This is a genomic window from Avibacterium paragallinarum (assembly GCF_900450705.1).
Lineage (GTDB): Bacteria > Pseudomonadota > Gammaproteobacteria > Enterobacterales > Pasteurellaceae > Avibacterium > Avibacterium paragallinarum.
This window is the reverse complement of sequence record NZ_UGHK01000002.1, coordinates 705886-729312: the sequence shown is the minus strand read 5'-3', so window position 1 is coordinate 729312 and position 23427 is coordinate 705886. Positions and strand designations below refer to the sequence as shown.

The 23427-nt window shown below is 41.1% G+C and carries 40 protein-coding genes and 1 tRNA gene; 30 read left to right on the top strand and 11 right to left on the bottom strand.

Annotation, left to right across the window (positions count from 1 at the left end; all coding sequences use genetic code 11):
• Window positions 1-105 precede the first annotated feature (105 nt).
• The 6 genes from DXZ23_RS08290 to DXZ23_RS08270 all read right to left on the bottom strand — a co-directional run bounded on the left by DXZ23_RS08290 (window position 106) and on the right by DXZ23_RS08270 (window position 3037).
• Window positions 106-1056, bottom strand: coding sequence for a bactofilin family protein (locus DXZ23_RS08290; protein WP_021724200.1), 951 nt, complete (start codon window positions 1054-1056; stop codon window positions 106-108).
• A 181-nt stretch (window positions 1057-1237) separates the two neighbouring features.
• Window positions 1238-1313 (bottom strand) — tRNA-Asp (locus tag DXZ23_RS15430).
• Window positions 1293-2000 (bottom strand): HNH endonuclease signature motif containing protein, encoded by a 708-nt coding sequence (locus DXZ23_RS08285; RefSeq protein WP_017807507.1) that lies wholly within the window; start codon window positions 1998-2000, stop codon window positions 1293-1295. The genes DXZ23_RS15430 and DXZ23_RS08285 overlap by 21 nt, the downstream gene beginning before the upstream one ends.
• Window positions 1981-2238 carry a hypothetical protein gene (locus DXZ23_RS08280; RefSeq protein ID WP_017807508.1) on the bottom strand — a complete coding sequence of 86 codons (258 nt, stop codon included), beginning with the start codon at window positions 2236-2238 and terminating at the stop codon, window positions 1981-1983. The genes DXZ23_RS08285 and DXZ23_RS08280 overlap by 20 nt, the downstream gene beginning before the upstream one ends.
• Before the next feature lie 3 nt (window positions 2239-2241).
• A complete protein-coding gene (locus DXZ23_RS08275; protein ID WP_035660437.1) occupies window positions 2242-2559 on the bottom strand; it encodes a hypothetical protein in 318 nt (105 codons plus the stop codon).
• A 256-nt stretch (window positions 2560-2815) separates the two neighbouring features.
• The gene (locus DXZ23_RS08270; protein WP_017806446.1) at window positions 2816-3037 is read right to left on the bottom strand and encodes a hypothetical protein; all 222 of its coding nucleotides are present in this window, start codon (window positions 3035-3037) and stop codon (window positions 2816-2818) included.
• A gap of 14 nt (window positions 3038-3051) precedes the next feature.
• On the opposite strand from DXZ23_RS08270, the gene DXZ23_RS08265 reads away from it, so the two are divergent.
• The 3 genes from DXZ23_RS08265 to DXZ23_RS08255 all read left to right on the top strand — a co-directional run bounded on the left by DXZ23_RS08265 (window position 3052) and on the right by DXZ23_RS08255 (window position 4128).
• Window positions 3052-3222, top strand: coding sequence for a YegP family protein (locus DXZ23_RS08265; protein WP_021724199.1), 171 nt, complete (start codon window positions 3052-3054; stop codon window positions 3220-3222).
• A gap of 318 nt (window positions 3223-3540) precedes the next feature.
• Complete coding sequence (locus DXZ23_RS08260) at window positions 3541-3837, top strand: type II toxin-antitoxin system RelE/ParE family toxin (RefSeq protein WP_021723612.1); 297 nt, start codon at window positions 3541-3543, stop codon at window positions 3835-3837.
• Complete coding sequence (locus DXZ23_RS08255; RefSeq protein ID WP_017807324.1) at window positions 3838-4128, top strand: addiction module antidote protein; 291 nt, start codon at window positions 3838-3840, stop codon at window positions 4126-4128. It abuts the gene before it with no gap.
• 146 nt (window positions 4129-4274) lie between these two features.
• On the opposite strand, the gene DXZ23_RS08250 is transcribed toward DXZ23_RS08255, so the two are convergent.
• The 4 genes from DXZ23_RS08250 to DXZ23_RS08235 are packed head-to-tail and all read right to left on the bottom strand — an operon-like array spanning window position 4275 to window position 6451.
• On the bottom strand, window positions 4275-5048 hold the full coding sequence (locus DXZ23_RS08250; RefSeq protein WP_017807325.1) for a DUF1828 domain-containing protein: 774 nt from the start codon (window positions 5046-5048) through the stop codon (window positions 4275-4277).
• A 1-nt stretch (window position 5049) separates the two neighbouring features.
• Window positions 5050-5535, bottom strand: a complete 486-nt coding sequence (locus tag DXZ23_RS08245) for a hypothetical protein (RefSeq protein WP_021724198.1) — start codon at window positions 5533-5535, stop codon at window positions 5050-5052.
• 18 nt (window positions 5536-5553) lie between these two features.
• Window positions 5554-5772, bottom strand: coding sequence for a hypothetical protein (locus DXZ23_RS08240; protein WP_017807540.1), 219 nt, complete (start codon window positions 5770-5772; stop codon window positions 5554-5556).
• Window positions 5773-5791: 19 nt separating this feature from the next.
• On the bottom strand, window positions 5792-6451 hold the full coding sequence (locus tag DXZ23_RS08235) for a LexA family transcriptional regulator (protein WP_017807539.1): 660 nt from the start codon (window positions 6449-6451) through the stop codon (window positions 5792-5794).
• 130 nt (window positions 6452-6581) lie between these two features.
• Between DXZ23_RS08235 and DXZ23_RS08230 the strand changes: the two genes are divergently transcribed.
• Both DXZ23_RS08230 and DXZ23_RS08225 read left to right on the top strand, forming a co-directional pair.
• A complete protein-coding gene (locus DXZ23_RS08230; RefSeq protein ID WP_017807538.1) occupies window positions 6582-6788 on the top strand; it encodes a helix-turn-helix transcriptional regulator in 207 nt (68 codons plus the stop codon).
• Between the two features lie 49 nt (window positions 6789-6837).
• A complete protein-coding gene (locus DXZ23_RS08225; protein WP_035695773.1) occupies window positions 6838-7299 on the top strand; it encodes a phage regulatory CII family protein in 462 nt (153 codons plus the stop codon).
• A 22-nt stretch (window positions 7300-7321) separates the two neighbouring features.
• Here the strand turns inward: DXZ23_RS08225 and DXZ23_RS08220 are convergent, their stop codons facing one another.
• Window positions 7322-7696 carry a hypothetical protein gene (locus DXZ23_RS08220; protein ID WP_017807418.1) on the bottom strand — a complete coding sequence of 125 codons (375 nt, stop codon included), beginning with the start codon at window positions 7694-7696 and terminating at the stop codon, window positions 7322-7324.
• 166 nt (window positions 7697-7862) lie between these two features.
• Here DXZ23_RS08220 and DXZ23_RS08215 point away from each other — a divergent pair, with 166 nt between their 5' ends.
• The 25 genes from DXZ23_RS08215 (at window position 7863) to DXZ23_RS08100 (ending at window position 23426) form a co-directional block, all read left to right on the top strand.
• Entirely contained in the window at window positions 7863-8633 is a 771-nt protein-coding gene (locus DXZ23_RS08215; protein WP_017807420.1) for a phage antirepressor KilAC domain-containing protein, read from the top strand.
• Entirely contained in the window at window positions 8630-9436 is an 807-nt protein-coding gene (locus DXZ23_RS08210) for a helix-turn-helix domain-containing protein (RefSeq protein ID WP_017807421.1), read from the top strand. Before DXZ23_RS08215 ends, DXZ23_RS08210 begins: the two co-directional genes overlap by 4 nt.
• Window positions 9433-10113: a replication protein P gene (locus DXZ23_RS08205; RefSeq protein WP_017807422.1), complete on the top strand. Its 681-nt coding sequence runs from the start codon at window positions 9433-9435 to the stop codon at window positions 10111-10113. The genes DXZ23_RS08210 and DXZ23_RS08205 overlap by 4 nt, the downstream gene beginning before the upstream one ends.
• A gap of 108 nt (window positions 10114-10221) precedes the next feature.
• The gene (locus DXZ23_RS08200; protein ID WP_035695771.1) at window positions 10222-10647 is read left to right on the top strand and encodes a recombination protein NinB; all 426 of its coding nucleotides are present in this window, start codon (window positions 10222-10224) and stop codon (window positions 10645-10647) included.
• 68 nt (window positions 10648-10715) lie between these two features.
• Window positions 10716-11321 (top strand): recombination protein NinG, encoded by a 606-nt coding sequence (locus tag DXZ23_RS08195; RefSeq protein WP_114995489.1) that lies wholly within the window; start codon window positions 10716-10718, stop codon window positions 11319-11321.
• Window positions 11312-11716 (top strand): hypothetical protein, encoded by a 405-nt coding sequence (locus tag DXZ23_RS08190; protein WP_035695770.1) that lies wholly within the window; start codon window positions 11312-11314, stop codon window positions 11714-11716. The genes DXZ23_RS08195 and DXZ23_RS08190 overlap by 10 nt, the downstream gene beginning before the upstream one ends.
• Before the next feature lie 183 nt (window positions 11717-11899).
• Window positions 11900-12412 carry a hypothetical protein gene (locus DXZ23_RS08185; protein ID WP_017807600.1) on the top strand — a complete coding sequence of 171 codons (513 nt, stop codon included), beginning with the start codon at window positions 11900-11902 and terminating at the stop codon, window positions 12410-12412.
• Between the two features lie 87 nt (window positions 12413-12499).
• Window positions 12500-12817 (top strand): hypothetical protein, encoded by a 318-nt coding sequence (locus DXZ23_RS08180; protein WP_130239081.1) that lies wholly within the window; start codon window positions 12500-12502, stop codon window positions 12815-12817.
• 154 nt (window positions 12818-12971) lie between these two features.
• Window positions 12972-13304, top strand: a complete 333-nt coding sequence (locus DXZ23_RS08175) for a phage holin, lambda family (protein ID WP_017806471.1) — start codon at window positions 12972-12974, stop codon at window positions 13302-13304.
• Window positions 13297-13704, top strand: a complete 408-nt coding sequence (locus DXZ23_RS08170) for a M15 family metallopeptidase (protein WP_017806472.1) — start codon at window positions 13297-13299, stop codon at window positions 13702-13704. Before DXZ23_RS08175 ends, DXZ23_RS08170 begins: the two co-directional genes overlap by 8 nt.
• Window positions 13661-14026 carry a DUF2570 family protein gene (locus DXZ23_RS08165; RefSeq protein WP_256593711.1) on the top strand — a complete coding sequence of 122 codons (366 nt, stop codon included), beginning with the start codon at window positions 13661-13663 and terminating at the stop codon, window positions 14024-14026. Before DXZ23_RS08170 ends, DXZ23_RS08165 begins: the two co-directional genes overlap by 44 nt.
• Window positions 13992-14207 (top strand): Rz1-like lysis system protein LysC, encoded by a 216-nt coding sequence (gene lysC / locus DXZ23_RS08160; RefSeq protein ID WP_223810410.1) that lies wholly within the window; start codon window positions 13992-13994, stop codon window positions 14205-14207. The genes DXZ23_RS08165 and lysC overlap by 35 nt, the downstream gene beginning before the upstream one ends.
• Window positions 14191-14445: a hypothetical protein gene (locus DXZ23_RS08155; protein WP_017806475.1), complete on the top strand. Its 255-nt coding sequence runs from the start codon at window positions 14191-14193 to the stop codon at window positions 14443-14445. Before lysC ends, DXZ23_RS08155 begins: the two co-directional genes overlap by 17 nt.
• Window positions 14446-14455: 10 nt before the next feature.
• Entirely contained in the window at window positions 14456-14971 is a 516-nt protein-coding gene (locus DXZ23_RS08150; RefSeq protein ID WP_017807114.1) for a terminase small subunit-like protein, read from the top strand.
• The gene (gene terL / locus DXZ23_RS08145; protein ID WP_242510712.1) at window positions 14952-16376 is read left to right on the top strand and encodes a phage terminase large subunit; all 1425 of its coding nucleotides are present in this window, start codon (window positions 14952-14954) and stop codon (window positions 16374-16376) included. The genes DXZ23_RS08150 and terL overlap by 20 nt, the downstream gene beginning before the upstream one ends.
• A complete protein-coding gene (locus DXZ23_RS08140) occupies window positions 16373-17629 on the top strand; it encodes an anti-CBASS protein Acb1 family protein (protein ID WP_017807112.1) in 1257 nt (418 codons plus the stop codon). The genes terL and DXZ23_RS08140 overlap by 4 nt, the downstream gene beginning before the upstream one ends.
• Complete coding sequence (locus tag DXZ23_RS08135) at window positions 17610-19007, top strand: phage minor head protein (RefSeq protein WP_051185301.1); 1398 nt, start codon at window positions 17610-17612, stop codon at window positions 19005-19007. The genes DXZ23_RS08140 and DXZ23_RS08135 overlap by 20 nt, the downstream gene beginning before the upstream one ends.
• A gap of 2 nt (window positions 19008-19009) precedes the next feature.
• Window positions 19010-19291: a hypothetical protein gene (locus DXZ23_RS08130; RefSeq protein WP_017807110.1), complete on the top strand. Its 282-nt coding sequence runs from the start codon at window positions 19010-19012 to the stop codon at window positions 19289-19291.
• Between the two features lie 67 nt (window positions 19292-19358).
• Window positions 19359-20480 carry a DUF2213 domain-containing protein gene (locus DXZ23_RS08125; protein ID WP_017807109.1) on the top strand — a complete coding sequence of 374 codons (1122 nt, stop codon included), beginning with the start codon at window positions 19359-19361 and terminating at the stop codon, window positions 20478-20480.
• The gene (locus tag DXZ23_RS08120; protein WP_017807108.1) at window positions 20480-20932 is read left to right on the top strand and encodes a structural cement protein Gp24; all 453 of its coding nucleotides are present in this window, start codon (window positions 20480-20482) and stop codon (window positions 20930-20932) included. The genes DXZ23_RS08125 and DXZ23_RS08120 overlap by 1 nt, the downstream gene beginning before the upstream one ends.
• Window positions 20933-20944: 12 nt before the next feature.
• The gene (locus tag DXZ23_RS08115; protein WP_017807107.1) at window positions 20945-21847 is read left to right on the top strand and encodes a major capsid family protein; all 903 of its coding nucleotides are present in this window, start codon (window positions 20945-20947) and stop codon (window positions 21845-21847) included.
• An 8-nt stretch (window positions 21848-21855) separates the two neighbouring features.
• On the top strand, window positions 21856-22206 hold the full coding sequence (locus DXZ23_RS08110) for a DUF4054 domain-containing protein (RefSeq protein WP_017807106.1): 351 nt from the start codon (window positions 21856-21858) through the stop codon (window positions 22204-22206).
• Window positions 22203-22646 carry a hypothetical protein gene (locus DXZ23_RS08105; RefSeq protein ID WP_017807105.1) on the top strand — a complete coding sequence of 148 codons (444 nt, stop codon included), beginning with the start codon at window positions 22203-22205 and terminating at the stop codon, window positions 22644-22646. The genes DXZ23_RS08110 and DXZ23_RS08105 overlap by 4 nt, the downstream gene beginning before the upstream one ends.
• A complete protein-coding gene (locus tag DXZ23_RS15245; protein WP_017807104.1) occupies window positions 22643-22990 on the top strand; it encodes a hypothetical protein in 348 nt (115 codons plus the stop codon). Before DXZ23_RS08105 ends, DXZ23_RS15245 begins: the two co-directional genes overlap by 4 nt.
• Window positions 22914-23426 (top strand): phage neck terminator protein, encoded by a 513-nt coding sequence (locus DXZ23_RS08100; protein ID WP_051052690.1) that lies wholly within the window; start codon window positions 22914-22916, stop codon window positions 23424-23426. The genes DXZ23_RS15245 and DXZ23_RS08100 overlap by 77 nt, the downstream gene beginning before the upstream one ends.
• The last annotated feature ends 1 nt before the right edge of the window (window position 23427 follow it).

Below are 23427 nucleotides of genomic sequence, written 5' to 3'. Positions count from 1 at the left end.
AATATGAGCAATATTTTTTAGATTTTGCTAAAAAAGCCCACCTGTTACAGTGGGCAACCTTAGGAGTATGTCTGCACGGGGTTTAACGCCTTCCGTGTGGGCGTATTAGTTGTTCAACCTTGATTTAGCGACTTCAATCAAAAGTTGATATTCTCTTTTCGTTTTTTCATCGTGAACTTCCGCGGATTTTTTCAAAAACTCCTCAACAGAGCCACTAAAACAGCCTCTAGTAGCCCACAATACTCCTTGCTTAGTTTTAAATACGGTTAATGTACCGTACTCCGTACCCACGTTTGAAAACCAGACAATATCAGATCTTTCACACACCACGGCATCACCGGACACCACGGCATCGCCGGACACCTTGGCATCACCGGACACCACGGCATCGCCGTACACCTTGGCATTACCGTACACCTTGGCATTACCGTACACCACGGCATCACCGCACACCACGGCATCACCGTACACCTTGGTATTACCGTACACCTTGGCATTACCGCACACCACGGCATCACCGCACACCACGGCATCACCGTACACCACGGCATCGCCGTACACCTTGGCATTACCGTACACCTTGGCATTACCGCACACCACGGCATCACCGGACACCACGCCATCACCGGACACCACGGCATCGCCGTACACCTTGGCATCACCGTACACCTCGGCATCACCGGACACCACGGCATCGCCGTACACCACGGCATCGCCGTACACCTTGGCATCGCCGGACACCTTGGCATTACCGTACACCTCGGCATCGCCGTACACCTTGGCATTATCGTACACCACGGCATCACCGGACACCACGGCATCGCCGTACACCACGGCATCACCGGACACCACGGCATTATCGTACACCTTGGCATTACCGTACACCCAGGCATCACCACTCTGATCTAAGTTTGACTCTTTCTCGACATATCCACCCAAATCACCAGCACTAACGCCGATTGATGCGATTACTACTAAAGCTTTTATGCGATAGAGTTTAATTTTAGTTGTAAATCCGATCTCAATATATTCATCGGTTAATTCATATTTTTTCACTGCGTTTCTCCTATTTCTCATCTCATTCAGAACCGCACGCAAAGCCACGATGAAAAAGACTAAAAACGAGCGGCTAAGAATGCGGTTTTGAATGAAAGTTATGACAAGGCACACTAACTACGGCAAGAAGATTGGTCTAAAATAATCCGTAGATAATGACTCAGTGTGCCTTGTGATAAATTGGCGACCGCAGTAGGACTTGAACCTACAATCTCAGGTGGTGACAGCACCTTAGCTTATCCTTTTGCTATGCGGTCCTTTTGTTGCTGTTGCTTTTTGAGTTTTATCAATTTTTCTCGTAGTTGAATAAACACATTAAAAGTTTGTTTCACACTGCTGTCTAATTCGTGGTAATTCAGCTTATGTCGCCATAGCATTTCATTACGACTGATTAGTTCTAAATTAGATAACTCACAATTTTGAATATTGCCGTCTTTAAACCACAAAACAAATCCTTGAGGGATTTTGCCAAAGGCTTGCTCCCAGATAACACGTGATTTTCTTTCATAACGCTTAACTCCTGTTTTTATCAACACGGCTTTTGCCATAGGGCAAAATCGCTCGTAACCAATAGGCTTTAAATGTTCTCCTTTTTTAAATCGCCCATTTCTACCAGTCAGCCAACCTCTTTTAGCACACAGTACCCTAATTACTTGTGCGGTCTGATTACGGTTAAACTTTTGATTAAATAGTTTGGTTAATTCCGCTTGCGGTAAAGTGCAATTTTCTTTGATAAAGGCTAACTCTTCTTTGGTATATCGATTGCAATGTTGAACCGTTGAGATAATTCCTAATCGTTTTTTTAGCTTTCTAAAAACCTGCCTATTCTTTAGCAAACCAAATTGTTGATAAAAGACCTGAATGAGATCTTTAGGAGCTAAATCTTTATGTTCACGGATAAAAGCAATATGTTCATCAGTAAACCTAAAGCGTTTTTTTGTCATTTTGTGCCTTTGATATTCTTAAAAAATCGGGTGCATCTGCCTCAATAGTGCGGTCACCGAAAAGCTGCATTGCTTTAATGGCTGTATTAGAATTTTGAATGATATTCGATGCAATACCAGATACCGCATTCGCTCTAGCAATTTCCCTTTTTAATTCTTCATCTGTTAAATCTTCATCTAACAATTTTTCTAATTGACTAAAAAGATGGTTGTTTAAATCAGTAATTTTATTTTTCATCGTCTAAATCCTCATTAACTCCTGACAACCACGGCGGATTTTTTGTGTGGCCCGCACGGTATTTACGCCGATTTCGCCTTTGTGGTAATTCGGTTTGACGGCTTGAAATTGAGCCGCCGCTTTTTCAATTTGGGATTTTGACGGAATCGGCAACATTACAAGTGCGGTCTTAATTCGGTCAGGTTTTCCCGTTTTGATTTTTTTCTGGCGAGATTTGGCAAACATTCTTGCTAATCTGCCAGCCTTGCCCATTGAGCGAATTTCTGCCTTTTCGCAGTATTTTTTGCTCGCTGGGTTACGTTCAATGACGATATTCATCATTCACCTCCGTTGTTGTTATTTATTCAATGCCGCACTTGTCTAACGTTCATCTCGGCTCGGTATCACGGTTGATTCTTTGCATTGCATTCCTCTCGGTTCTGCTGCCTTGGTTCTCCGTAAATACGGCATTGAATAAATAAGCCTGTTTGCCTCAGCCCCACTGGCACAGACTTGCCAACCTTTCGGCTTCCTTTTGTAAAAAGGGGAGTGGGTTCTAAATTGTTAAAGAGCATCATCACCAAGATGAAATATTGAATTAGCTAAATTTATGTAGTAGCTTTAAAAGCAACCTTGCAATGCGTGATTGTGGCTTGACTGGAACATATATTGAACAGTAAAGCTCACCATCAATAGTTGCTTGGGACATTGCTTTGACTTTTTCTTGTGCTTCTTCAAATGAGTTGGCGTAGACATCTGAACACCACTTCTTCCCTTTGAAGAAGTAAGAAATTGCATAGCGTTTCATTTCGTTTTGCATAAGGAGTTACCTCTATGTATTTTGAAATTTTCAAAGGTGTTAATGGTCAGTGGTATTGGCGACTAAAAGCCGCCAATCACGAACCTATAGCTCAAAGTGAAGGTTATACGACCAAACAAAACTGCTTACATTGTATCGGGCTTGTTACGGACACTAACCGACAAACACCTGTTCGCGAAGTTTAATTATCCAAGCCCTGTTACCTTAGGGCTTTTTATTTCATCTTGATTGTTAAAGAGCATTAAACGTTGTTTCGTTTTGATGTTGGCATTATCACAAATTGAAATTATTTAATCAATAACATTTTGAAATAAATTTATATTAAAAATTTCATTTTGAAATTATTTTATTGATTTATAAAGAAAAATAATTTGAAAAAATTTGTTTGATTGCTTATTTTTTAACCTGCAAGCGGTTGTGAGATTAAGGTTGAACGCATTTTTGTTGATTTTAGTTCACAGCTTAAGGCGGTTGAGGTATAATTTTTGTGTGGGAGGGTAACGATGATCCAAATAAAATCAACAACCTTATTTAAGAAATGGCTTGATGAATTAAAAGACTTAAGAGCGAGGGCGAAAATTCAAACCCGTATTAAGCGATTGCAGTTAGGGAATTTTGGTGATGTTAAGCCCGTTGGTGAAGGGATTTCAGAATTGCGTATTACGGAGGGCAAGGGCTATCGCATTTATTTGAAAAATCAAAATGGAGTGGTGGTGATTTTGCTTTGTGCTGGCGATAAATCAACACAATCCAAAGATATTGAAAAAGCGAAATTATTAGCGAAAGAATTGGGAGTTTAAATGATGGAATTACAAGATTTTGATATTGCCGAACATTTAAGAAGTGAAGAAGAAATCCAGCTTTATTTAAATGAGGTGTTACAGGAAAATGATGTGGATTTAATTTTGTCTGCATTGGGGGATATTGCCAAAGCTCGCAATATGAGCCAGTTAGCCAGAGAAGTGGGGGTAAGCCGTGAGGGGCTGTATAAGGCGTTTTCAGGCAAAGGCAACCCGACATTTTCTACTGTGCTTAAAGTGATGAAAGCCCTCAATCTTAGCTTTGAAGTGAAACGTGTTACGCACGCGTAATCATTTTCGAGACATCACGAAAGCGTTAAGCAAGGCGAGGTGATTTACCTAACTCCTTGAAATGATTTCAGTTTGGGGATTTAAGCAAGATTCGAGTAGGGATAAGCAAGATCTGAGGCAAAAGAAAACCGCCGTGAGGCGGTTTGTTATTGAATTTGATTTGTCTTTGCTGATATTTCTATCAATCTTGATAGTGGAACAGCCTTAACCAATGAAGCAATAATTTGAATTTCTTCTTCTGCTTTTTGCTCGAAAAGCTGATCGCTTCTATCATCAACAACAACCAACATTTTACGCCCAGCTAAGTCATTACCACTTAGAATATCACCTGCTTTTCGCATAACTGAGCCAACGGCATTAGGTGTTGGATTAATCGCCATTATAAGTTGATCATCTAGTTGAAAATCCAGTGTGTAGCTATGCCCTGAAATACCATTTACTTTTGGCGATCTAGTGAATTTGGCGTAAGGTTTCCACGCTTTTAAATAAAGTTCCACCTCATCGGCAAGGTGATTAACTTGCATTGGTATGCCTGCAAGCTCTCTTTCGTAGTGCATTAAACCGCACAAAGCTGAAGTATAATCAGCAATCGCGTAAGTCGCTTTTTCTTGTGTGGTAATACATAAAATTTCACCATCATCTTCCAATGCAATATCGGTATGAACAGTATTCAATTTATCTTTGATTTTTTTCCAAGATCGCTTATGTTCAATGAGTCCGGTGGTGTGGAAATGGAACAAGGTATCGCAATCATCGGTGATTAACAGCTGTTCGCCCTGTGGAATAATATAAAAACTTAATAGAGAACCATCTAGCCATTTATGGTTGGTTTGTACGCACACGCCAGCAGAACCATTAAGGCTAGTTACCTTATGGCAATGTAAGTCAATTTGGTTGTGTAGCCATTGGCAATCTATCATTTTATTCCTCCGGCAAATTAAGTTTGCTTCCAGTAAATTCTAAACGGATTTTATCGCAAAATAAAGCAAACCAGTGAGCAATATTTTCAATTTCTGTATCAGGGATAATCTTTCTCACCTGTTTACCTATATGTTCGTGGCTACCTTTAATAATTGTATTTCCATCGTGTGAACTGATTTTATTTTCATCAGATAGCTCTAATTGGTAAGCTCGTAATTTCTCGTGTTGTTTGCGTTTGAATAAAGTCAAAACAAGTTTTCCTGACTCTTTCACACGTTTACTGTATTTATAGTCAACTTGAACCGTTGCTCCTGGTACAGGTCCAGCTAACTCATCTCTGTCATTAGGCACAAAATTAATCGTTCGCCAATGGATATTTCGCCCTTTATTCCAATATAAGTCTTTATCGTAAGATTTTAGCAATTCGATAAATTGCAGGGCTTCTTCATTGTTTAGGCAAAATTTATGTTCATTTAATTTGTTCATTACAAATAATTCCTATCCTCAACCTTTATCTTTATTTTCGGTTGTTATTGACCCAGAAACCTGTTGTAAATTTTCTAAATCAACAGATAGAAGACTGGTGATGAGAGTTCGTAAAGAAGCGGGCTCAAATTCACGCATTAAACTTTCTAAATATGCTTTTTGCTCTAACTTAGAATATTCAGTGCGACTTAATGATTCTTTTAACAAATCAATGAGAAATTGATCGTGTTTTTTCATTTTATGCTCCATATAACAGCTATAATACCTGCCTATGCTCAACCGCCACGCCAATAATAGTAATATTATGTTCTTTGCTACTGAGTGTTGGGAAGCTGTCATTTAATGGAACAAGATTAAAATGTGGTCTGCCGTGTTCGTCATAAGAACCAAGTTGCTTATATTGTTTGAATGTGGCTTCGTTATCTTCATTGATTGCGGCAACAAATTTTCCGGGCGTAGGGGCAAGATTAGGGTCAATCAGAACTAAATCTCCCTCTTTAAAGCGGGACAACATACTCTCGCCATTAATCACCAAAAAGAAGGCTCTATCACTAGCTTTTACTTGGGAGGCAACCATTTCAAATTGTTCATCGCTATCAATATTATCGAGATAGTTTATATCGCACCACATACCCGCTTGAATTGTGCTGAGTAAGGGGTATTGATAGCTTTTGATAACGTGCGTAAAGGTTACATTGTTATCGAATGCAAGGCTCTGCGGTGTAATATTTAGAGCTTTAGCAATAATTTCAATGTCATCTAAATTAGGCGTGCGATTTCCCTTTTCATAATTAGCAATACGAGGTTGCCCCCAAGGTTTTCCGTCTTGATCAAGAACACTGCATTTTTCAGCAAGCTCTTTTTGGCTTAATCCGAGTTGTTCGCGGTAAGTTTTTATTTTTTCACCTAATGTCATTCTATCTTCTCCTAATGATCATTAAATCATTTTAATACGCTACGTTATAATTTCATAATTTCAAAATGAAATTGCATAAAATTTCTTTTTGTGATTTAATTGGGTTGAAAAATCACAATTGGAAATTTAAATGAATAACATCTCAAAATTCCGCAATCAAATTGGGCTTACTCAAGCCCAGCTTGCTGAACATTTAGGTTGGAGCCAACCACGAATTGCAAATTATGAAACTGGGGTTAGGAAGCCTTCACTATTTGTTGCAAGGGAAATCGTTGCAGGGCTTAATCGTTTAGGTTGCAAAGTTTCTTTAGACGATGTTTTCCCGTTACAACAGTAATCTATCCAAACGCACTCAAAAAGTAACCATAAAAAAACGAGAAAATTTTATGAAAGATGAATCACCGTTTTTGTACATACAAAAAGCTCTGCATACGCAGTTATCCCGTAGTCGCGAAATCTCAAATTTCGCGCCAGCAATGGGGAAAACGACAACCCAGCTAGCGAAAGAGCTAAAGACAGATTATGACCGCAACAAACTTGGTTTTGCCGATGCTATTCATCTGATTGCTCTCACCGATTCGATCAACATTGTTGAAATGATTGCTCAGGCAGTCGATCGCACACTAATGCCTAGCCCGAAAGAATGCAAAGGATCGTTAGATTTATTGCGCGAAGTCGTCGTGCTGTCTGAATCAGTGGGGAAATTATGTGGGGAAAGTGCAAATGCCTTGTCTGATAACTCAGATTTAGGGCAAGAGCTATCCGCAAAAGAGCGTGAGAAATTAACAGGATTGATAAATCAGCTACTTTCTCAGCTGGTTTGTCTGAAATGGGAATTAAAGCAATAAAAAACACGACAAATCAAAGTTGTTAATCCTTTTTGAAGAATTTTTTTAGTGCAATCGGTAGCAATACAATAGCCCAAATATGAAAGTAAATTTTAAACATAGTAAATGTACTAATTTTTTCGACTTTAAACCCTAGAGAAATTAATTCTAACTGGCTGAATGAGCCGAGTGCGGCAAATATAGCAACGCCCAAAATCGCTGAAAAGTATGCAAATCTATCCAGATCTTGCTTGAACTTACGCTGAATAGTGATGTTGAACATAACAAAAAGTGCTGGGGTTAACAAAATAATGAGCTGCTGCATATTAACGCCGAACTTACCAATATAGGAAAGTAAAAATAGGCTAGACAGCAAAATAGAATAAGCAAATAAATCCCGAACGATAGCAAATAACATAAGGAAATCCTAATGAAAAAATGGCTAGAAAAATTGAAAGTCTTTTATTTGAGTAATGATTTTATCATTGTCCACTTGATTATCGCAATGTGTCTAATCTGGTGGGTTTTAGGGCAATAAAAAACCACCATTACAGCGGTGGTAATTCATTAGAAAGGAATTATCTATGAACGGATTATCAATGATTTCGGAACAAAATGCAAGCATAAAAATGAGCAGTCGTGAGATTGCGGAGTTATGCGGAAAACAACATAACCACGTATTAAGAGATATTAGAGCTTATGTTGGAGCTATTTTACAAATAGAACGAGGTATCAATGTTAAATCTCTTGATTGGAGTGAGAAAGAGGGTGTAGAACTTTTTGGACATACCCCCATTGGCGGTGTTGTGTGCCAGTATGAAGTTAATTCTCAAAATAATCAACGCTATCCAATCTATTATTTAGACAAATCTGCAACGTTAACAGTTATTTCTGGTTATAACGTCATTCTGCGTAAGAGAATTATTGATCGCTGGCTTGAACTAGAAAATCAGCAACAAAGCACCGCACTTTTGCCTCAAAACTATTTGCAGGCATTAGAGGCGTTGGTTGAGAAAGAACGACAAAATCAAGCTCTTGCATTAGAAAACAAGGAGCTAAAACCTAAAGCAGCATTTGTTGATCATTATGTTGACGTTGGCACAAGCAAATCCCTGCGAGAAACCGCCAAAATTTTAAATATGCCGGAGAAAGCAATGATTATCCGCCTTATTGAAGATAAGGCGTTATATCGTCAATCTGGCAACCTCTTACCTTATGCAGATAAACAGCAACAAGGTTTATTTACCGTGAAAACGGGGACAACTGATCACGATCACAATTACACGCAAACGCGAGTAACGGGCAAAGGTATTGAGTGGATCGCACAACGTTATGCTTCGGAGTTAATGCTATGAGTATGTTACTAATGGTTAAAGCAATGCAGTGCAAAGTGGGTAACCCTACCCGCAAATTAGTATTATTGAAATTAGCGGACAACGCTAATGATGAGGGCATTTGTTTTCCGTCTTACCAAAACATTGCGGATCAGTGTGAAATTACCCGTCGCAGTGCGATCTCGCATATTGAGGCATTGATAGAAACAGGCTTTGTTGAGAAAAAAACACGCAAAACACCAGAGGGTAACACCTCAAATTTATATGTGTTACACCTTGATCGAGATGGTGAAAATTCTGCACTACCTAGTGAAAATGATTCACTAAGGGTAGTGAAAAATTTACACCACCCTAGTGAAAATATTTCACCAACCCCTAGTGAAAATATTTCACCCAGAACCAGTCACTCTATTAACCAGTCAATTAACCTTCCTTCTTCGTCCGAAAAAAATTCGGACGGCGGCGAGAGCAAAAAATCTCGATTTAAATTTTCCGATGATGATATGACTGCCGCACAGTGGATTTTTGGATTAGTTCAAAAACTTAACCCCGACGTCAAACCGCCGTCTTTCGACAGCTGGGCGAATGAGATCCGCCTGATGCGTGAGCGTGATAAGCGAACGCATAGGGAAATTTGCGGACTGTTTCAGTGGGCAAACCAAGACTTGTTCTGGAAAACCAATATTCTTAGCCCTGCCAAGCTGCGGGAGAAATGGGATCAGCTCACGGTGAAGAAAAATAACGCAAAACCACAGCGCAAAACAGTTTCAGAGCTGAATGCGATTGAATGGAACACTGACGAGGGTTGGAGGGGAATGCTGTGATCACTCAAGTTAATCCACACACAATGCAAAACGCAATGGCAATGCAATCTCAATTGCCTACGACGCAGCGAAAATCTCAACGCTTGCCAAGCGAGATTGAAAAACTGGTCGATCAAATTTTTTCGCAGTTATTCGCCGCTTGCCCAGCAATGCGTAGTCAATTTGACGAAGTGCAGCTACCCATCACCAAGCGCACTTGGGTTTTAGGCTTTGCGGAAAACAATATTCGCACCATTGAGCAAGTTCGTGCGGGAATGCGTAAAGTGCGGTCGAAACCGGATGATTATTTCCCAAGTGTGGGCAAGTTTATTTCTTGGTGCAAGCAAGATCGCTTTGAAGCGTTAGGCTTGCCGAACGAAGACGAACTTTACGACCGCCTGAAAAAATTTCAAGGTTACGGAATGTTGGAAATTCACAAATTCCACTTTGAGAGCGATGCGGAATATTGGCTGCTGACGGATTTGTATTGCAACAACCGAGAAGCCACGGAAGAAAAATTGTGCAAAGCAGTGAGCAAAGCGTTGAAAGCGATGGCAGCACGCTTGGAAGCGGGCGAAACGTTGCCTAAACCGCAAATCACCCTGCCAGCGAAACCGAGCTTTGTTCCGCCTGAAGTGCAAAGAAAAATTAATCAACACGGCATTGAAAAATGCAAAGCGATTTTAGGGATGAAATGATGACCGAACAACAATTCGACAAAGACACGTGGTGCACGCCGAAATATGTTTTTGACTGGCTCTTACAGCGTTCGGTTACGTTAGATTTTGTGAAGAAGTGCGGTGGGTATGGAAACTAAACAACGCTTTTTCTTGCGTAACGCTCGCATACAGGCGAATGCGATTGGGGTAATACATTCCCTTGCCCTAGATGATAAAAACCCCGTAGTGGTGGAAATAAAGCCCTTAACGCGTACGTTGGCACAGAATGCAAAACTCCACGCAATGCTTGGCGATATTGCCAAACAATGCGAGTTTCAGGGCAAAAAGCGAGATATTGAAACGTGGAAAATGATTATGGTGTCCGCTCACAAAATCGCAACGGGCGGACAAGCTGAAATGGCGATTGGGCTAGAGGGCGAAGTGTTGAACTTACGTGAAAGCACGGCACAAATGGGCGTGAAACGGTTAGCGAGTTTGATTGATTATATTGAAGCGTGGGCAGCAGAGCAAGGGGTGAGATTTAGCGACAAGCAAGGCTTTTACGGCTATTAAAAATTGCTTAGTGGCGGATTGTCAAGATTGGGAGATGAATTAATGATTATGGAAGGTTGGGAAGTTTAATGGCAAAAGCACCAAAACAGCATAAGTGCAAAGTCTGTGGCATTTATTACACAAAGACAGTCAGCAGCCTGCAAAAAGTGTGCGGTGTACCTTGTGCGATAAAGTTGTCTGCAGAGCAATCACGAAAAAAGCGGGAAAAAATTGCAAAAGCAGAACGGGCAGAAACTCGCAAAAGAATGACCGCACTTAAGGAAAAGAATAAAACGCATAATCAACTCATTGCTGAAGCTCAAAGTGCGGTGAATAAATATATCCGTTTTCGTGATGCGAATAAGGAATGTATCTCGTGCGGTACGCCGTTGATTAGCGAGAAATTAGGCGGGGGATTTGATGCGGGGCATTATCGTAGCCGTGGTTCAGCCCCGCACTTGCGGTTTTATACGCTTAATATTTTTGGTCAATGCAAACGCTGCAATCGATGGTTGGGCGGAAATTACCACGAATATCGCATAGGGCTGATTGAGCGTTTGGGTATTGAAAAGGTGCGAGAAATCGAAAACGACCAACGCCCAAGGCATTATAGCGATGAGGATTTAAGGCGGATTAAGCGGATTTTTGAGCGGAAAGCGAAGTGGTTAGAAAAGCGAGGTAAGCAATGGAATTAGTTTTTAACGATATTAAAAAAGTTTGTACACAATGGGGCTATTGGGCCACACCACGATTAGGCACGGAATATCCTTGCCTTTCGGTGAGCATTCCCACGCCGATTGATGAGAGCAAAAGACGAGTTGATCCCGTTAGTGAGTCGTTAGCTGAGGAAATCGAGCGTTGCGTGCTAGTGATGCGTAAAGCAACACCTGAGCTTTACGATTTATTTATGGCAACTTATGCCTACCGGTTGCCACTTTATAATGAGTACGATCACAATCGTGCGTTAGTAAGAATGGGGATTTTGGAACGATTTGGGATTAGCAAAGCACATTATTTTAATCAGATTAAGATCGCTGAAATTTCTCTTAAATTAATGTTAAGCAAGGAACGATGCATATTTTTGGCGTAATGCGAAGAAAACACTTGTTTTGTCTAGACTAAAAGTGTATGATTTTATCTATAGTGCGGTTTTGCACGTTTAAAACGCACGAATGAATTTTTACAGCCCTAGAATACAATCTAGGGCTTTTTTGTAGGTTTATTTTTCACTATAAATTGCTCTGCATTTGGTCAATCCTAAAAGGAGATAACTATGTCATTTGAATTGCGTAAACAGCTTGCAGATTTAAAGGCAGAATGTAATGCGTTATTTGAACAACGTTTGAGTGTGTTGCGAGATAAAAAAGAAAACGCAATTTCGTTAATGGTAGATGAAGCAGTTTCTTTTTTACAAGAGCAAGGTTTTACCGTAATAAATAATATTCCAAGCACGATTGAAGCTAACTATAAAGGCTCAATGAATATACGTATTCAATTTTCTGATCCAGCAGATAGCTTTATTGGTGCAGATATTACTATTGATGTCGATTACTTAAATCAATCCTATGGCTTTAGTGTTAATTTAAAACGAGCATATTTTAATGCGATTCAAACGGGTGATTTATCCGCGGAGATTATGCAGTATCAAGCGATGATAAAACGTTTAGCCGAGTTAGGGTGGACAGATATTGATGGCTCATTTGAAATTGTGTTGATTAAGCAAGATTTAAACAAACTCACGTTTTCATCAATGGAAGAGGTGTTGGCGTTTGTGTTAGAGATGTAACAAAATAGAGTGAGCAAACTTTTAACAGCCCTGATCGGAAACGGTCGGGGCTTTTTATTTGAAACTTAGAAGCTCAATATTGGAGGAATGATGAAAGCTGAAAGCGGTTTTATTCAACCTTTTACTTTTTTAGGTATAGAGCTTTGGATAGATGAAAACGATAGATTAATGCTTTCCGTTCCTAACTCTTGCCAGAAAAAGGAACTAGAAGAGGTTTTATTACCTATTCGTAATCAGTCAGGTGAATTAATAGCAAATCTTGTGTTTAAGAAACAGATTTCTGCAAGGACTCAAACGCTATTTTCAGCAGAGGGATTGCTTGATCCGCATTCTCAAATCCAAGATCTACCAATTTCGTTATTACCCGCTCTAGGGCTTTTCCGCTCAACCCTTTTAAAATGTTGAGTAGTGATGATTTTTCCTCTTTAGGAAGAGAAGATGATTCTATTTTGGTTGATAAAATAGATTTAATTGTATCCTCATGGAATTTTATCTTAGCAGAACTTATAGCCCACTGTAACAGGTGGGCTTTTTATTGCCTCAAAAAGGAGGCGGAGTGATGAAAATGCCAAACAACGATCCGAATATATGGCTTATTTTAGGGGCATATATTCATCAAAATTACAATGCCATTGTGGGTTTCACGATGGCGTTTTTTATGTCTTTGCTACGCGCTGCCTTTTTGCGTCAGAAAACGAGTTTTCGCCAGCGGATATTGGATGGGGCAATTTGTGGTGCTTTAACCTTATCAAGTATGTCGCTGTTAAATCATCTTGGTTTCCCTGATAGCCTTGCCTCGTTTATCGGGGGAATGCTCGGGTTTATTGGTGCGGAGAAAATCCGTGAATATTTGATGCAGGCGTTAAAAAAGCGGGTGAATAAAGATGTTTAAATTTAGCCAACGTAGTGAAAAGCATTTACAAGGTGTTCACGATGATTTGGTTAAGGTAGTGCGAAAAGCCCTTGAATATAGCACCGTTGATTTTGCGGTGATTGAAGGGGTGAGAACAAAAGCACGCCAAGCCCAACTCTTTAAGCAAGGGGCAACTAAAACAATGAATAGCCGTCATTTAACCGGTCACGCGGTGGATTTAGCCCCGCTGGTTGAAGGAAAAATCCCTTGGTCAGAACGGGATAAATTTAAGGAAATTGCGAAGGCAATGTTTCGAGCGGCCAAAGAATTAAATGTCACCATTCGCTGGGGTGGAGATTGGAACGGTAATGGGAAAAGTGAAGATGAACGTTTTTATGATAGCCCGCATTTTGAATTACATCGTGCCGTTTATCCGTAAATATTCCTCGCTGTTGTGGTTATGCGTGATTTTGGGCTTATGTGGTTGGGTTTGGTATCAGTCGCAGAGGATAAGTAGCTTAAGTGCCAAAAATCAAATGCAAGCCCAAACCATACAGCAACTGAACCATAATCTCGCAGAAAGAACAAAACAGCTCGAAGATGAACGGAAAACGACACAAAAACAGACCGCACTTGAACAAGTACAGCGAGAAAAAGCCGATGAAGATATTCGCGTTATTTATAAAAGGATTAAAGGGCAGGATTGTAGCCGCGAGCCTTTGCCTGATGATGTTATTAAGCGGTTGCAGCACAAAAACTGAAACGGAGTATCACCTGCCGCCGAGTATTTATTTAATCCCTTGCCCGCAAACTGCCTTTAGCGGTTCAACCTATGGTGAGGCGATTATTTATTTGCGAGTGGTGCAGAAAGAACGTGAGATTTGTGCGGGGCGGTTAAGTGGGGTGATTGAGTGGAGTAAATCAAATGGGAATGCTTTATAAGTCGAAAAAGAAATTGATTGAGGAAGGCTTCACGCATTATGGATGGCTTTGGGGTATTCCTGTTTATGTCAAAGATATTGATAGCGAAGCCCCCATTATTGAAGCGGCTAATTTTATTCCTGAATGGGTTTTAACTGTCGCAGATCAAATCGGCTTTTTTATTGAGGGACTGCTGAATATCCACAACCCTGAATATGTGCCAATGTTTAAAATTCGTATTACTGGAGAAATTAAATAAGGATTAACCTATGCCAAAGAAAGACGGGGTTAACTCCACGTCTAAAAGAGGCGTGGTTAAAGAAAAAAAGAAAGTTGGGCGTCCATCTTCATTTATGCAAGAAGTGGCAGATGATATTTGCACTTTATTAGCGAATGGGGAAAGTTTACGGAAAATTTGTGAAAGACCTGGTATGCCATCAAGTCGAACAGTGCATAGATGGCTGCAAGAAAATGATGAATTTTGTCAGCAGTACGCGCGTGCACGCGAGAGTCAAGCTGATTTTTTGTTCGATGAAATCTTAGACATCGCAGACTGTGCGACTCCTGAAGATGTTTCTGTGGCTAAACTAAGAGTAGATAGCCGCAAATGGTATATCACTAAAGTTGCCCCGAAAAAGTATGGGGATAAGCAAACGGTGGAGCATTCGGGGGAAGTAAAAATAGAGCAACGCACTGAATTGGATTTATCAGGATTGAATATTGATGAACTTGAGCAACTTGAAAAATTACTCGAAAAAGGAAATATTGCACCAAATTCAGCGTGAAAAATCTCGTCAATCCTTATTCCATTTTACCACTCACACGAAACCTGACTTTGTTACGGGCTGGTTCAATCAGATCATTGCCCAAGAACTCCAGCAATTTTACCAAGATGTGATTGATGGCAAACAGCCAAGACTGATGATTTTTGCACCGCCTCGTAGTGGTAAAAGCGAGTTATTTAGCCGTCGTTTTCCTGCGTGGGCGTTTGGAAAAAATCCTGATTTGCAGATTATTGCTTGTTCTTATTCCGCAGACTTAGCTAGCCGTATGAATCGCGATGTACAGCGGATTATGGATGATGAGATTTATCACAATATTTTCCCAGAAAGTTCGTTGAATAGTAAACGCATTTCAACCCTTTCAGGGCAAGCCTTACGCAATAGCGAGATTTTTGAAATATTGGGATATAGCGGGGCATATCGTAGTGCGGGCGTTGGCGGCGGGATTACAGGAATGGGGGCGGATATTGCGATCATTGATGACCCTGTAAAAGACGCGAAAGAGGCTAACTCACAAACTGTTAGGGATAGTATTTGGGATTGGTACACCACAACACTTTATACAAGATTATCGCCTAAAAGTGGGGTGTTATTGGGGATGACCCGCTGGCACGAGGACGATTTAGCGGGGCGATTAATTAAAGAGATGGAGCAAGGGGGCGATCAATGGCGAATTATCAGCTTTCCTGCCATTGCGGAAAAAGACGAGGCGTTTCGCAAAGAGGGTGATCCATTACACCCTGAACGCTTTTCACTGGAACGCCTCGAAAATATTCGTAAAGCGGTAGGGGTTCATACTTGGAACGCACTCTATCAGCAACGTCCATCAAGCAAAGGTGGAGGCATTATCAAAGGGCGGTGGTTTGGGCGATACCAAACCCTTCCGCCGATTAAATTAAAGGCGATTTATGCCGATACCGCACAGAAAACCAAGCAGCATAATGACTACACGGTGTTTCTCGTTGCGGGTAAAGGTGATGACGGTAAGGTATATCTTATCGATCTGATTAGAGGGAAATGGGAAGCCCCTGAGCTTGAGCAGAAACTTAAAGATGTTTGGGCTAAACATCAGCAAGATAGATCGTCAGGCTTGCTTACTAAGGTGAACGTAGAAGATAAATCAAGCGGAACGAGCCTTATTCAAACGATTAGACGGAAAACGCAAATTCCAATTAATCCTATACCGGTTGATTCAGACAAATATACCCGTGTTTTGGGTGTGCAAGGTTATATTGAAAGCGGTTATGTGGTCATTCCGCAATCCGCTCATTGGATCAATGATTTTATTGATGAGTGTGAAGCCTTTACGGCAACAGATAGCCACAAGCACGACGATCAGGTAGATGCTTTAGTGATGGCAATTAATGATTTAATCGCGGGCAATATCGCAATTTGGGACGCACTATGACAACAAGTATAAATGATAGTTTAACCTCAATGTCAATGGCGTTGGGGCGACGACAAGAGCAGGCAACTTATCAGCCCTCTGTAAAATTAACAGATAATCAAAAAGAGCTTGATACGCTATGGGCGGAAAATTGGATTGCCCAAAAAGTCTGCTTAAAAAGAGCGGAGCATATGACGCGTAAATGGCGGGAGATTAAATCGAATGATTTAGCTGCCAAACAGCTTAATGGCTTTTACGATCTAGAACGTCGCTTAAAATTGCAAGAAATCACAAAAGAGGCTTGTATTACAACAAGCCTTTACGGTGGGTGCGGTGTACTCATTTTAACGAATGCGAGCGTGCAATCTCCATTAAACTCAAATCAAGTCATTGAACGTTTATTAGTGATTAAGCCAAATTTAATACAAGGAAAAGGCAATAAAAACACAGATATCCTTTCTGCTAATTTTGGCAAATATAATTACTATATCCTCAACGGTCAAATTGAGGTGCATCATTCCCGTTTATATTTAATGCAGGGAGCGTATCGCAGTGAAAGTGATAATTCGTTGTTTGGTTTTTCTGATTTAGAGGGCATTTACCCTACGCTTAAACGCTTTGATATGCTCAGTATTAATATTGGTGAGTTGGTCACTGAGAGCAAGACGGATATTTTTAAAATATCCGGGCTTAACGTTAAGCTTGCGTCAGGTGGGGCGGAAAGCATCACTGAAGCAATGAGCCATATACAAAATATTAAATCGATTACAAACTGCTTATTGATTGACGGTGAAAGTGAGTATGAACAAAAAGAGCTAACCTTTACGGGATTAAAAGAGTTATTAGTGGAGTTTCGCAATGCCGTAGCGGGTGCCGCTGATATGCCTGTGACGATATTATTCGGACAATCCGTAAGCGGTTTAGCCAGTGGTGATGAAGATATTCAAAACTTCCACGAAAGCATTCACGCATTGCAAGAAAGCCGACTACGACCATTATTTGAACGGCTTGACCCATTATTAGCCCAAATGGTGATAGGGTTTCAGCCGAAAGATTGGTGGTTTGAGTTTCCGAGCCTTCAAGAAATCAGTTTTGAGCAAAAAATGAATGCCTTAACAAGCTTTGCCAATGCAATGAATATCTTTATTCAAAATGGCGTATTGAGTGAAGTGCAGGTGGCGAATGAACTCAATGAAAATGGGTTATTTGCCAATATCTCAGCAGAAGATATTGCGTTACTTGAGGAGCAACAAGATGTTGATGAATTTACCTGAGCTTCTTCGCAACAACAAGCTGATCAAACTGAAGCGATACAAGCCGATCAAGAACAGTAGGCGGGCAGAAATCTGGTATAAGCGGGAATTGTTACTGTTCGTGAAGCAGTTGCGAGATGAAATTGAAAGTGCGGTGGAAAATAACCGCACTTTTTTTTCGTCGCAATTTCACGATGCTGCTAATGATGATCGCACTGCATTACTCGACAAGCTCAATCGCTTAGGGGAAAAAAAGATTGATGAAATGGCAAGCCGTATCGCAGGTGGCTTTACTCAACGAGCGAAAGCTCAGCACGATAACGATTTTAGCCAACGCCTACAGCAAGCCACAGGGCTTGATTTAAAAAGCTATATTCAAAGCAACCCTACAGTGAACGATAAGGTAAACCAGCTTGCTCAAGCCAATGTACAACTGATTAAATCCATTCATAACCAATATTTGGATAAAGTGCAAACTGTAGTACATCAATCCGTATTAAATGGCAAATTAAACCGTGATCTACTTAAATCACTCAAAGAGATTGGCAATATCACCGAAAAAAGAGCCAAACTGATCGCAAGAGATCAATCAAGCAAATTTAACGGAGCGATTGACCAAGCACAGCAGGAGGCGTTAGGGATTACCCACTATATCTGGTCAACCTCCGGTGATGAGCGAGTGCGAGAAAGCCACGCGGAAAACGAGGGGAAAATTTTTAGCTGGGCGAGTCCACCACCGACAGGACATCCGACGCACGAGGTAAACTGCCGTTGTGTTGCTTTACCTTATTTCGGCAAAGATAGCGAAAAACTTGTGGTAGGACTCACACAACAGTTTGAAGAAGATCGGTTATTAAAAGGCTTAATCGGAGCAACCGCATTTAATTTTGTTGCTGAGCATTTGACTAAAATCGTGCCGAATATTGCGGCGTATCGCTTATCCCGTAGTGAGGCAATGTCAGTCATAGCTTATACGGGGGCAATCCACCGACCATTAAATAAAGCGTTAAGGACAGGAACAGCCAGTGCCGAGCAGTTAGTATTAGCAAAAACCTTAGATAACGCACTGAAGAAGATACCCGTACATAATAAAACCACGTATCGCAATATTGAATTGTCGAAGAAAGAGCTTAAAGCCTTTCTAGCCCGCTACCAACAAGGGGCGATTGTGGAGGAATATCAATTTACAAGCACGTCTAAAACAGAGCAAAATATAGGCTTTTCGGGAAATGTGAAATTTATCATTCACGGCAAAACAGGGCGAGATATTGAACAAATCTCTTTATATCCTCACGAAAGAGAGGTATTATTCCAAACTAAGAAAAGGTTTTATGTGAGAAACGTGCAACAGAAAGGTTGGTTTAAGAAAACTTATCTCGTTGAACTTATTGAGGAATAAATATGAGATTAACGTTAGAACAGCAAAAAGAGTTGGCTAAATTTGAAGGTTATTCCGATTTTGATGCTTGGCTAGAAATGGACAAGAAAAGGGCAGAAAAAACAGAGCGTGAACTTGCCGAAGCAGAAGCCTATAAACCCACAAAAGCGGAGATAGCCCGCAAGATTAATGATTTACGGACTAATCCTTTTGCCATTGAATATTATCGCCGTATTTCGATGAATGATGATTTGACTGTGGAGCAAGTTATCAAACGCTTAGAAAAAACCAAAACAAGCGATTAGGAAAAATTAAACCAAAACAGGCCGCACTTTTTAGTGCGGTTTTTTTATGCCTAAAAAAGGAGTGGCTATGCGATTTAATGATAAAGCACAGACCGCACGCACCTTTACTAAAGACGGTTATTTAGTCGTGCCGGCTACCTTGTCTAAGGTGGGGATTTTTGATTATTTAGATAGTGAGTTGAATGTAGGTAATCAAAAAGCGGTGAAAAAGGTTGCCCGAACGGAAGGCTCGTTATTCGGGAATGAAACCATAAAAAGTTTTGAGGGCGTGCCTATTACGGTGGGCCACCCTAAGGAAAATGTAAATGCGAAAAACTGGAAAGCCCTTTCTGTTGGGGTAGTTCGCAATGTCGTGCGTGATCAAGATACGCTAAAAGGGGAGGCGTGGATTTATGATGAGGAAACCATTCGCCTTATTCAAGATCACGGCATTCAAGAGCTTTCTTGTGGGTATGACTGTAAATTGACGCAAACTCAAGTCAATGGGGCTGATTATGAGATGTCGCCGATGATCGGCAACCACGTGGCGATTGTGGCTAGAGGTCGCTGCGGGGGAACGGTTAAGCTAGCCGATGAGGAGAATGCGATGAGCAAAAAAGTGAAACTTCTTGACTCTATCTTAGGCGTTTTTGGTATCAGCCTTTCTGATGAGCAGAAAAAGCAAATTGAAGAAGAGGATGATGAGCAAACCAGTGAAATGCCTAAGAAAAAAAGCGGAGAGAATCAACCTGAAAAACCCGCAGAACAGTCTGCTAAAAAAGAAAAAAACGCCGCTTCTGATGAGGAAAAAGAAAAGGAGAAACGAAACGTGAAAGATGAAGCACTAGTAAAAGAGAATGCGGAATTGAAAGCTAAAATTCAAAAACTTGAAGATGAGGCTAAGGCGAGTGTAACTGCTCAGAAACGTTCCGCTGTGTTGGCTGATGCAAAAATGATTTCCGCTGATTTGAGTTTTGCTGATAGTGATACGGTTAGACAAATTCAAGAAAAAGTGATTGTTCATAGTGGTATTGCTCCCGCTGAAACCTTAACCGCCCTTTCTGATGAGGCGATTGAGGGGATGTATCAAGCGGCAAAAAATATCAGTAAGAAATTGCAAGATCACCAGTTAGGCTCGGCATTTTTAAACGATAGCAAGCCTCAATCGGTGGGCATTGATTTTAATAAACTCTATGGAGGACAACAATAATGGCATATGCAAATAGCACTACTCGTACATTTGCGGGGGAAGTGGGTAAAGGCGGATTAGCCAGTGCGAAAACCACTTCAGAACAATTTAAAGGCAAAAGTCCTATTCAGGCGGGCTTGTTTGTTGCCATTGACGCGACAGGAGGCGTTAAGCCATTAAGTGCGCTAACAGATGTGATTGCGGGGGTGATTGTGCGATCGCTAATTAAAGATGATTTTCAGCCCAATGATTTGGTCGATGTGATGCATATTACGCAAGGGGACAGTGTTTGGGTTACCGTTGGTAAGGGCGTTAGCGTTGTGCGTGGCGATAAGGTCTATGTAAGAGCGGTGAAAAATGGCGATAAAGAGGTTGGCACGATTGATAAAGCTGAAGATAGCGGTAAAACCATTGCCACCGATTTTGTGGTCATCAATGCCACGGAACATTTAGCAGAAATTACACGTTTATAGGAGTAAATTAAAATGGCATTATCTTATTTAACTAGTGCATTAACGCAAGTGCGTGGGCAAATGACACAAACGAAATACCCTGAAATTGTGTTTCCTCAATTTGTTCACGTCGATCAAAATGGTGGCGTGGGGATAACGGAAAAAATCCACTTTGGTGCAGATATTTCAGGGGATTTAGATAGTGGTTTAGTTGGCGATAACACCACGACCTTTGATCAAGTTTCTGTCACCTTTAATCACGCACGTACGCCGATTGTAGATTGGATCAAAACCGTGCAATATAATCAGATTGAGCTAGAGCGTGCTAAATTGTTTAATGTGGCGGTAGATACGCAAAAAATTATGGCATTAAACAAAAATGCTCAACAAACCTTGCAGAAAGTGGCGTTTTTGGGACACGGGCGTGATACTCGCTTAAAAGGGCTGTTAAATGCTTCTGGTGTGGAGGTTTATTCACCGACAGTTAAAAAAGCGGTGAAAACGATGAGCTTTGAGGAGGCGGTTACCTTCTTCAAAGAGATTTTCTTGCGTGGAATGGAAAAAACACACCGTATTGATACGCCGAATGTCTTTGCCATTGACGGTATGGACTTGGCTCATCTTGCGTTACTTACCCGTGATAAAACCGATATTAGCGCTCTTGAATATTTGACAAAAAATTTAAGTGCGGCTGCGGGGAAAACGGTATCAATTAAAGCGTTACCGTCTAATTTTGGTACACAAGTGACGACGGGTAAAACACGGGCGATTGCTTATATTAACGATCCAAATTATGTGGTGTTTGATGTGCCGATGTCGCCGAGTGTATTAGGGGCGAAAGAAAAAGGCTTGGTCACTTATGAAACAGGATTACGTATGGCTTTTGGTGGCGTAACCTTCCTCGAGCCTGATTCTGCATTATACATTGACTATTAGGAGGCAAAATGCCAACCATTGAAGCCTTTAAGGGGCGTTATCCTGAATTTGAGCGAGCCGATGATAATACCATCGGCTTTTTTATTGAGGATGCAAAACAAGAGATTGACGAAAGGCAATGGCGTCATCTGTATTGTCGCGGTGTGTTGGCATTAACGGCTCATTTTATCGCAATGCGTAAAAGGGTGAGTGAAAATGCGGGAGGACCAATTGCGTTATTGGCTAGTGAAAGTGTGGGCGAATTATCGGCAAGTTATGCTATACCGCCTAACGGCGGTGAGGCTTACCATTTAACCGCTTATGGACAGGAGTATCTTCGATTACGCAATCTTGTTGGCATAGGGGTGATGGTGGTATGAGTGTGGAATGGAATGGGGAAAATGCGATCCAAGAACTGGCAACAAAACTGGAACAGTTAGCTAAACGTGATATTGCTGTGGGTATTCCCGCTGAGGATAACGCGGTGTTGGAAGAGGGGTTTAATCTTGCGACTTTAGCGGCTGTTTTAGAGTTTGGTTCAGCGGATAAACGCATTCCAGCACGTCCTTTTTTAACGCAAACGCTGAAAGAAAATACCGCAAAATACACCGCACTTTATCGTGAGGGCATTAACAACGGAGAGGACGCACACCATTTGTTAAGTAAAATCGCTCAAATTGCCCAAGCTGATGTTCAGAAAAACATTGAACAGGGTGATTGGGCGAAAAATGCACCTTCAACGATAAAACGCAAGAAATCAAGTAAACCCTTAATTGATACGGGGCGTTTACGGCAATCAATTAAAGGAGTGGTGAGATGATTAACCAATCAGGGCGATTTCGCTCAAGTCTTTTTCGTAAAACGGTAACCGTTTTTATTGCTAACGAAGATGAAACGGATTTCACAGAAGAAATGAGGGTGGCGATTGTTATTCCCGCAAGTGCTAACGATCTTCAACGACTTCCTGAGGGGGAGCGTTATTTACCCACATTGAAAATTTTTACGCAAGAACCGCTTAAATGCGGGGATTTAGTGCTATTTCGTCATTTCAAATACCGTATTACAAGTGCGACAGACTGGGGGGACTATGGTTACTACCACTATTTCGCAACTCGACTTAGTGCAACTACGCAAGGCCATTCAACAGGCTTTACAATTACCTGAACACAGTGTGATAAGTGGTTATCTACCAAAAGGTCAGCGTTACCCCTGTGCTTTTGTTACGGTTGATTTACTCTCAACGGAGGAAATCGGGCAGAGCAGGCGAGCATTTAATGGTAAGACTGAGCGGATCACCACGAGCTGTTTATCAACAATTAGCCTTTCAGCCTATGGGACAGGGGCGATCACGCTTGTCAATAAATTACGCAGTGTACTGCAAAGCTCAGCAATGATTGACGTATTCAACGCAATGCACTGTGCGATCATTGATTATTCTGCTGTACGCAATCTTACGGCAACGCTCGGTGGCGGCTATGAAGAACGCGGGCAGATGGATCTCACCTTATCTCATCAAATTATTATCGAAACACCACTTGAAGCAATCGCACAAGTTGATGTCGCAACCAATCAGCAATTAACCAAAAATATAAGGAGATAAG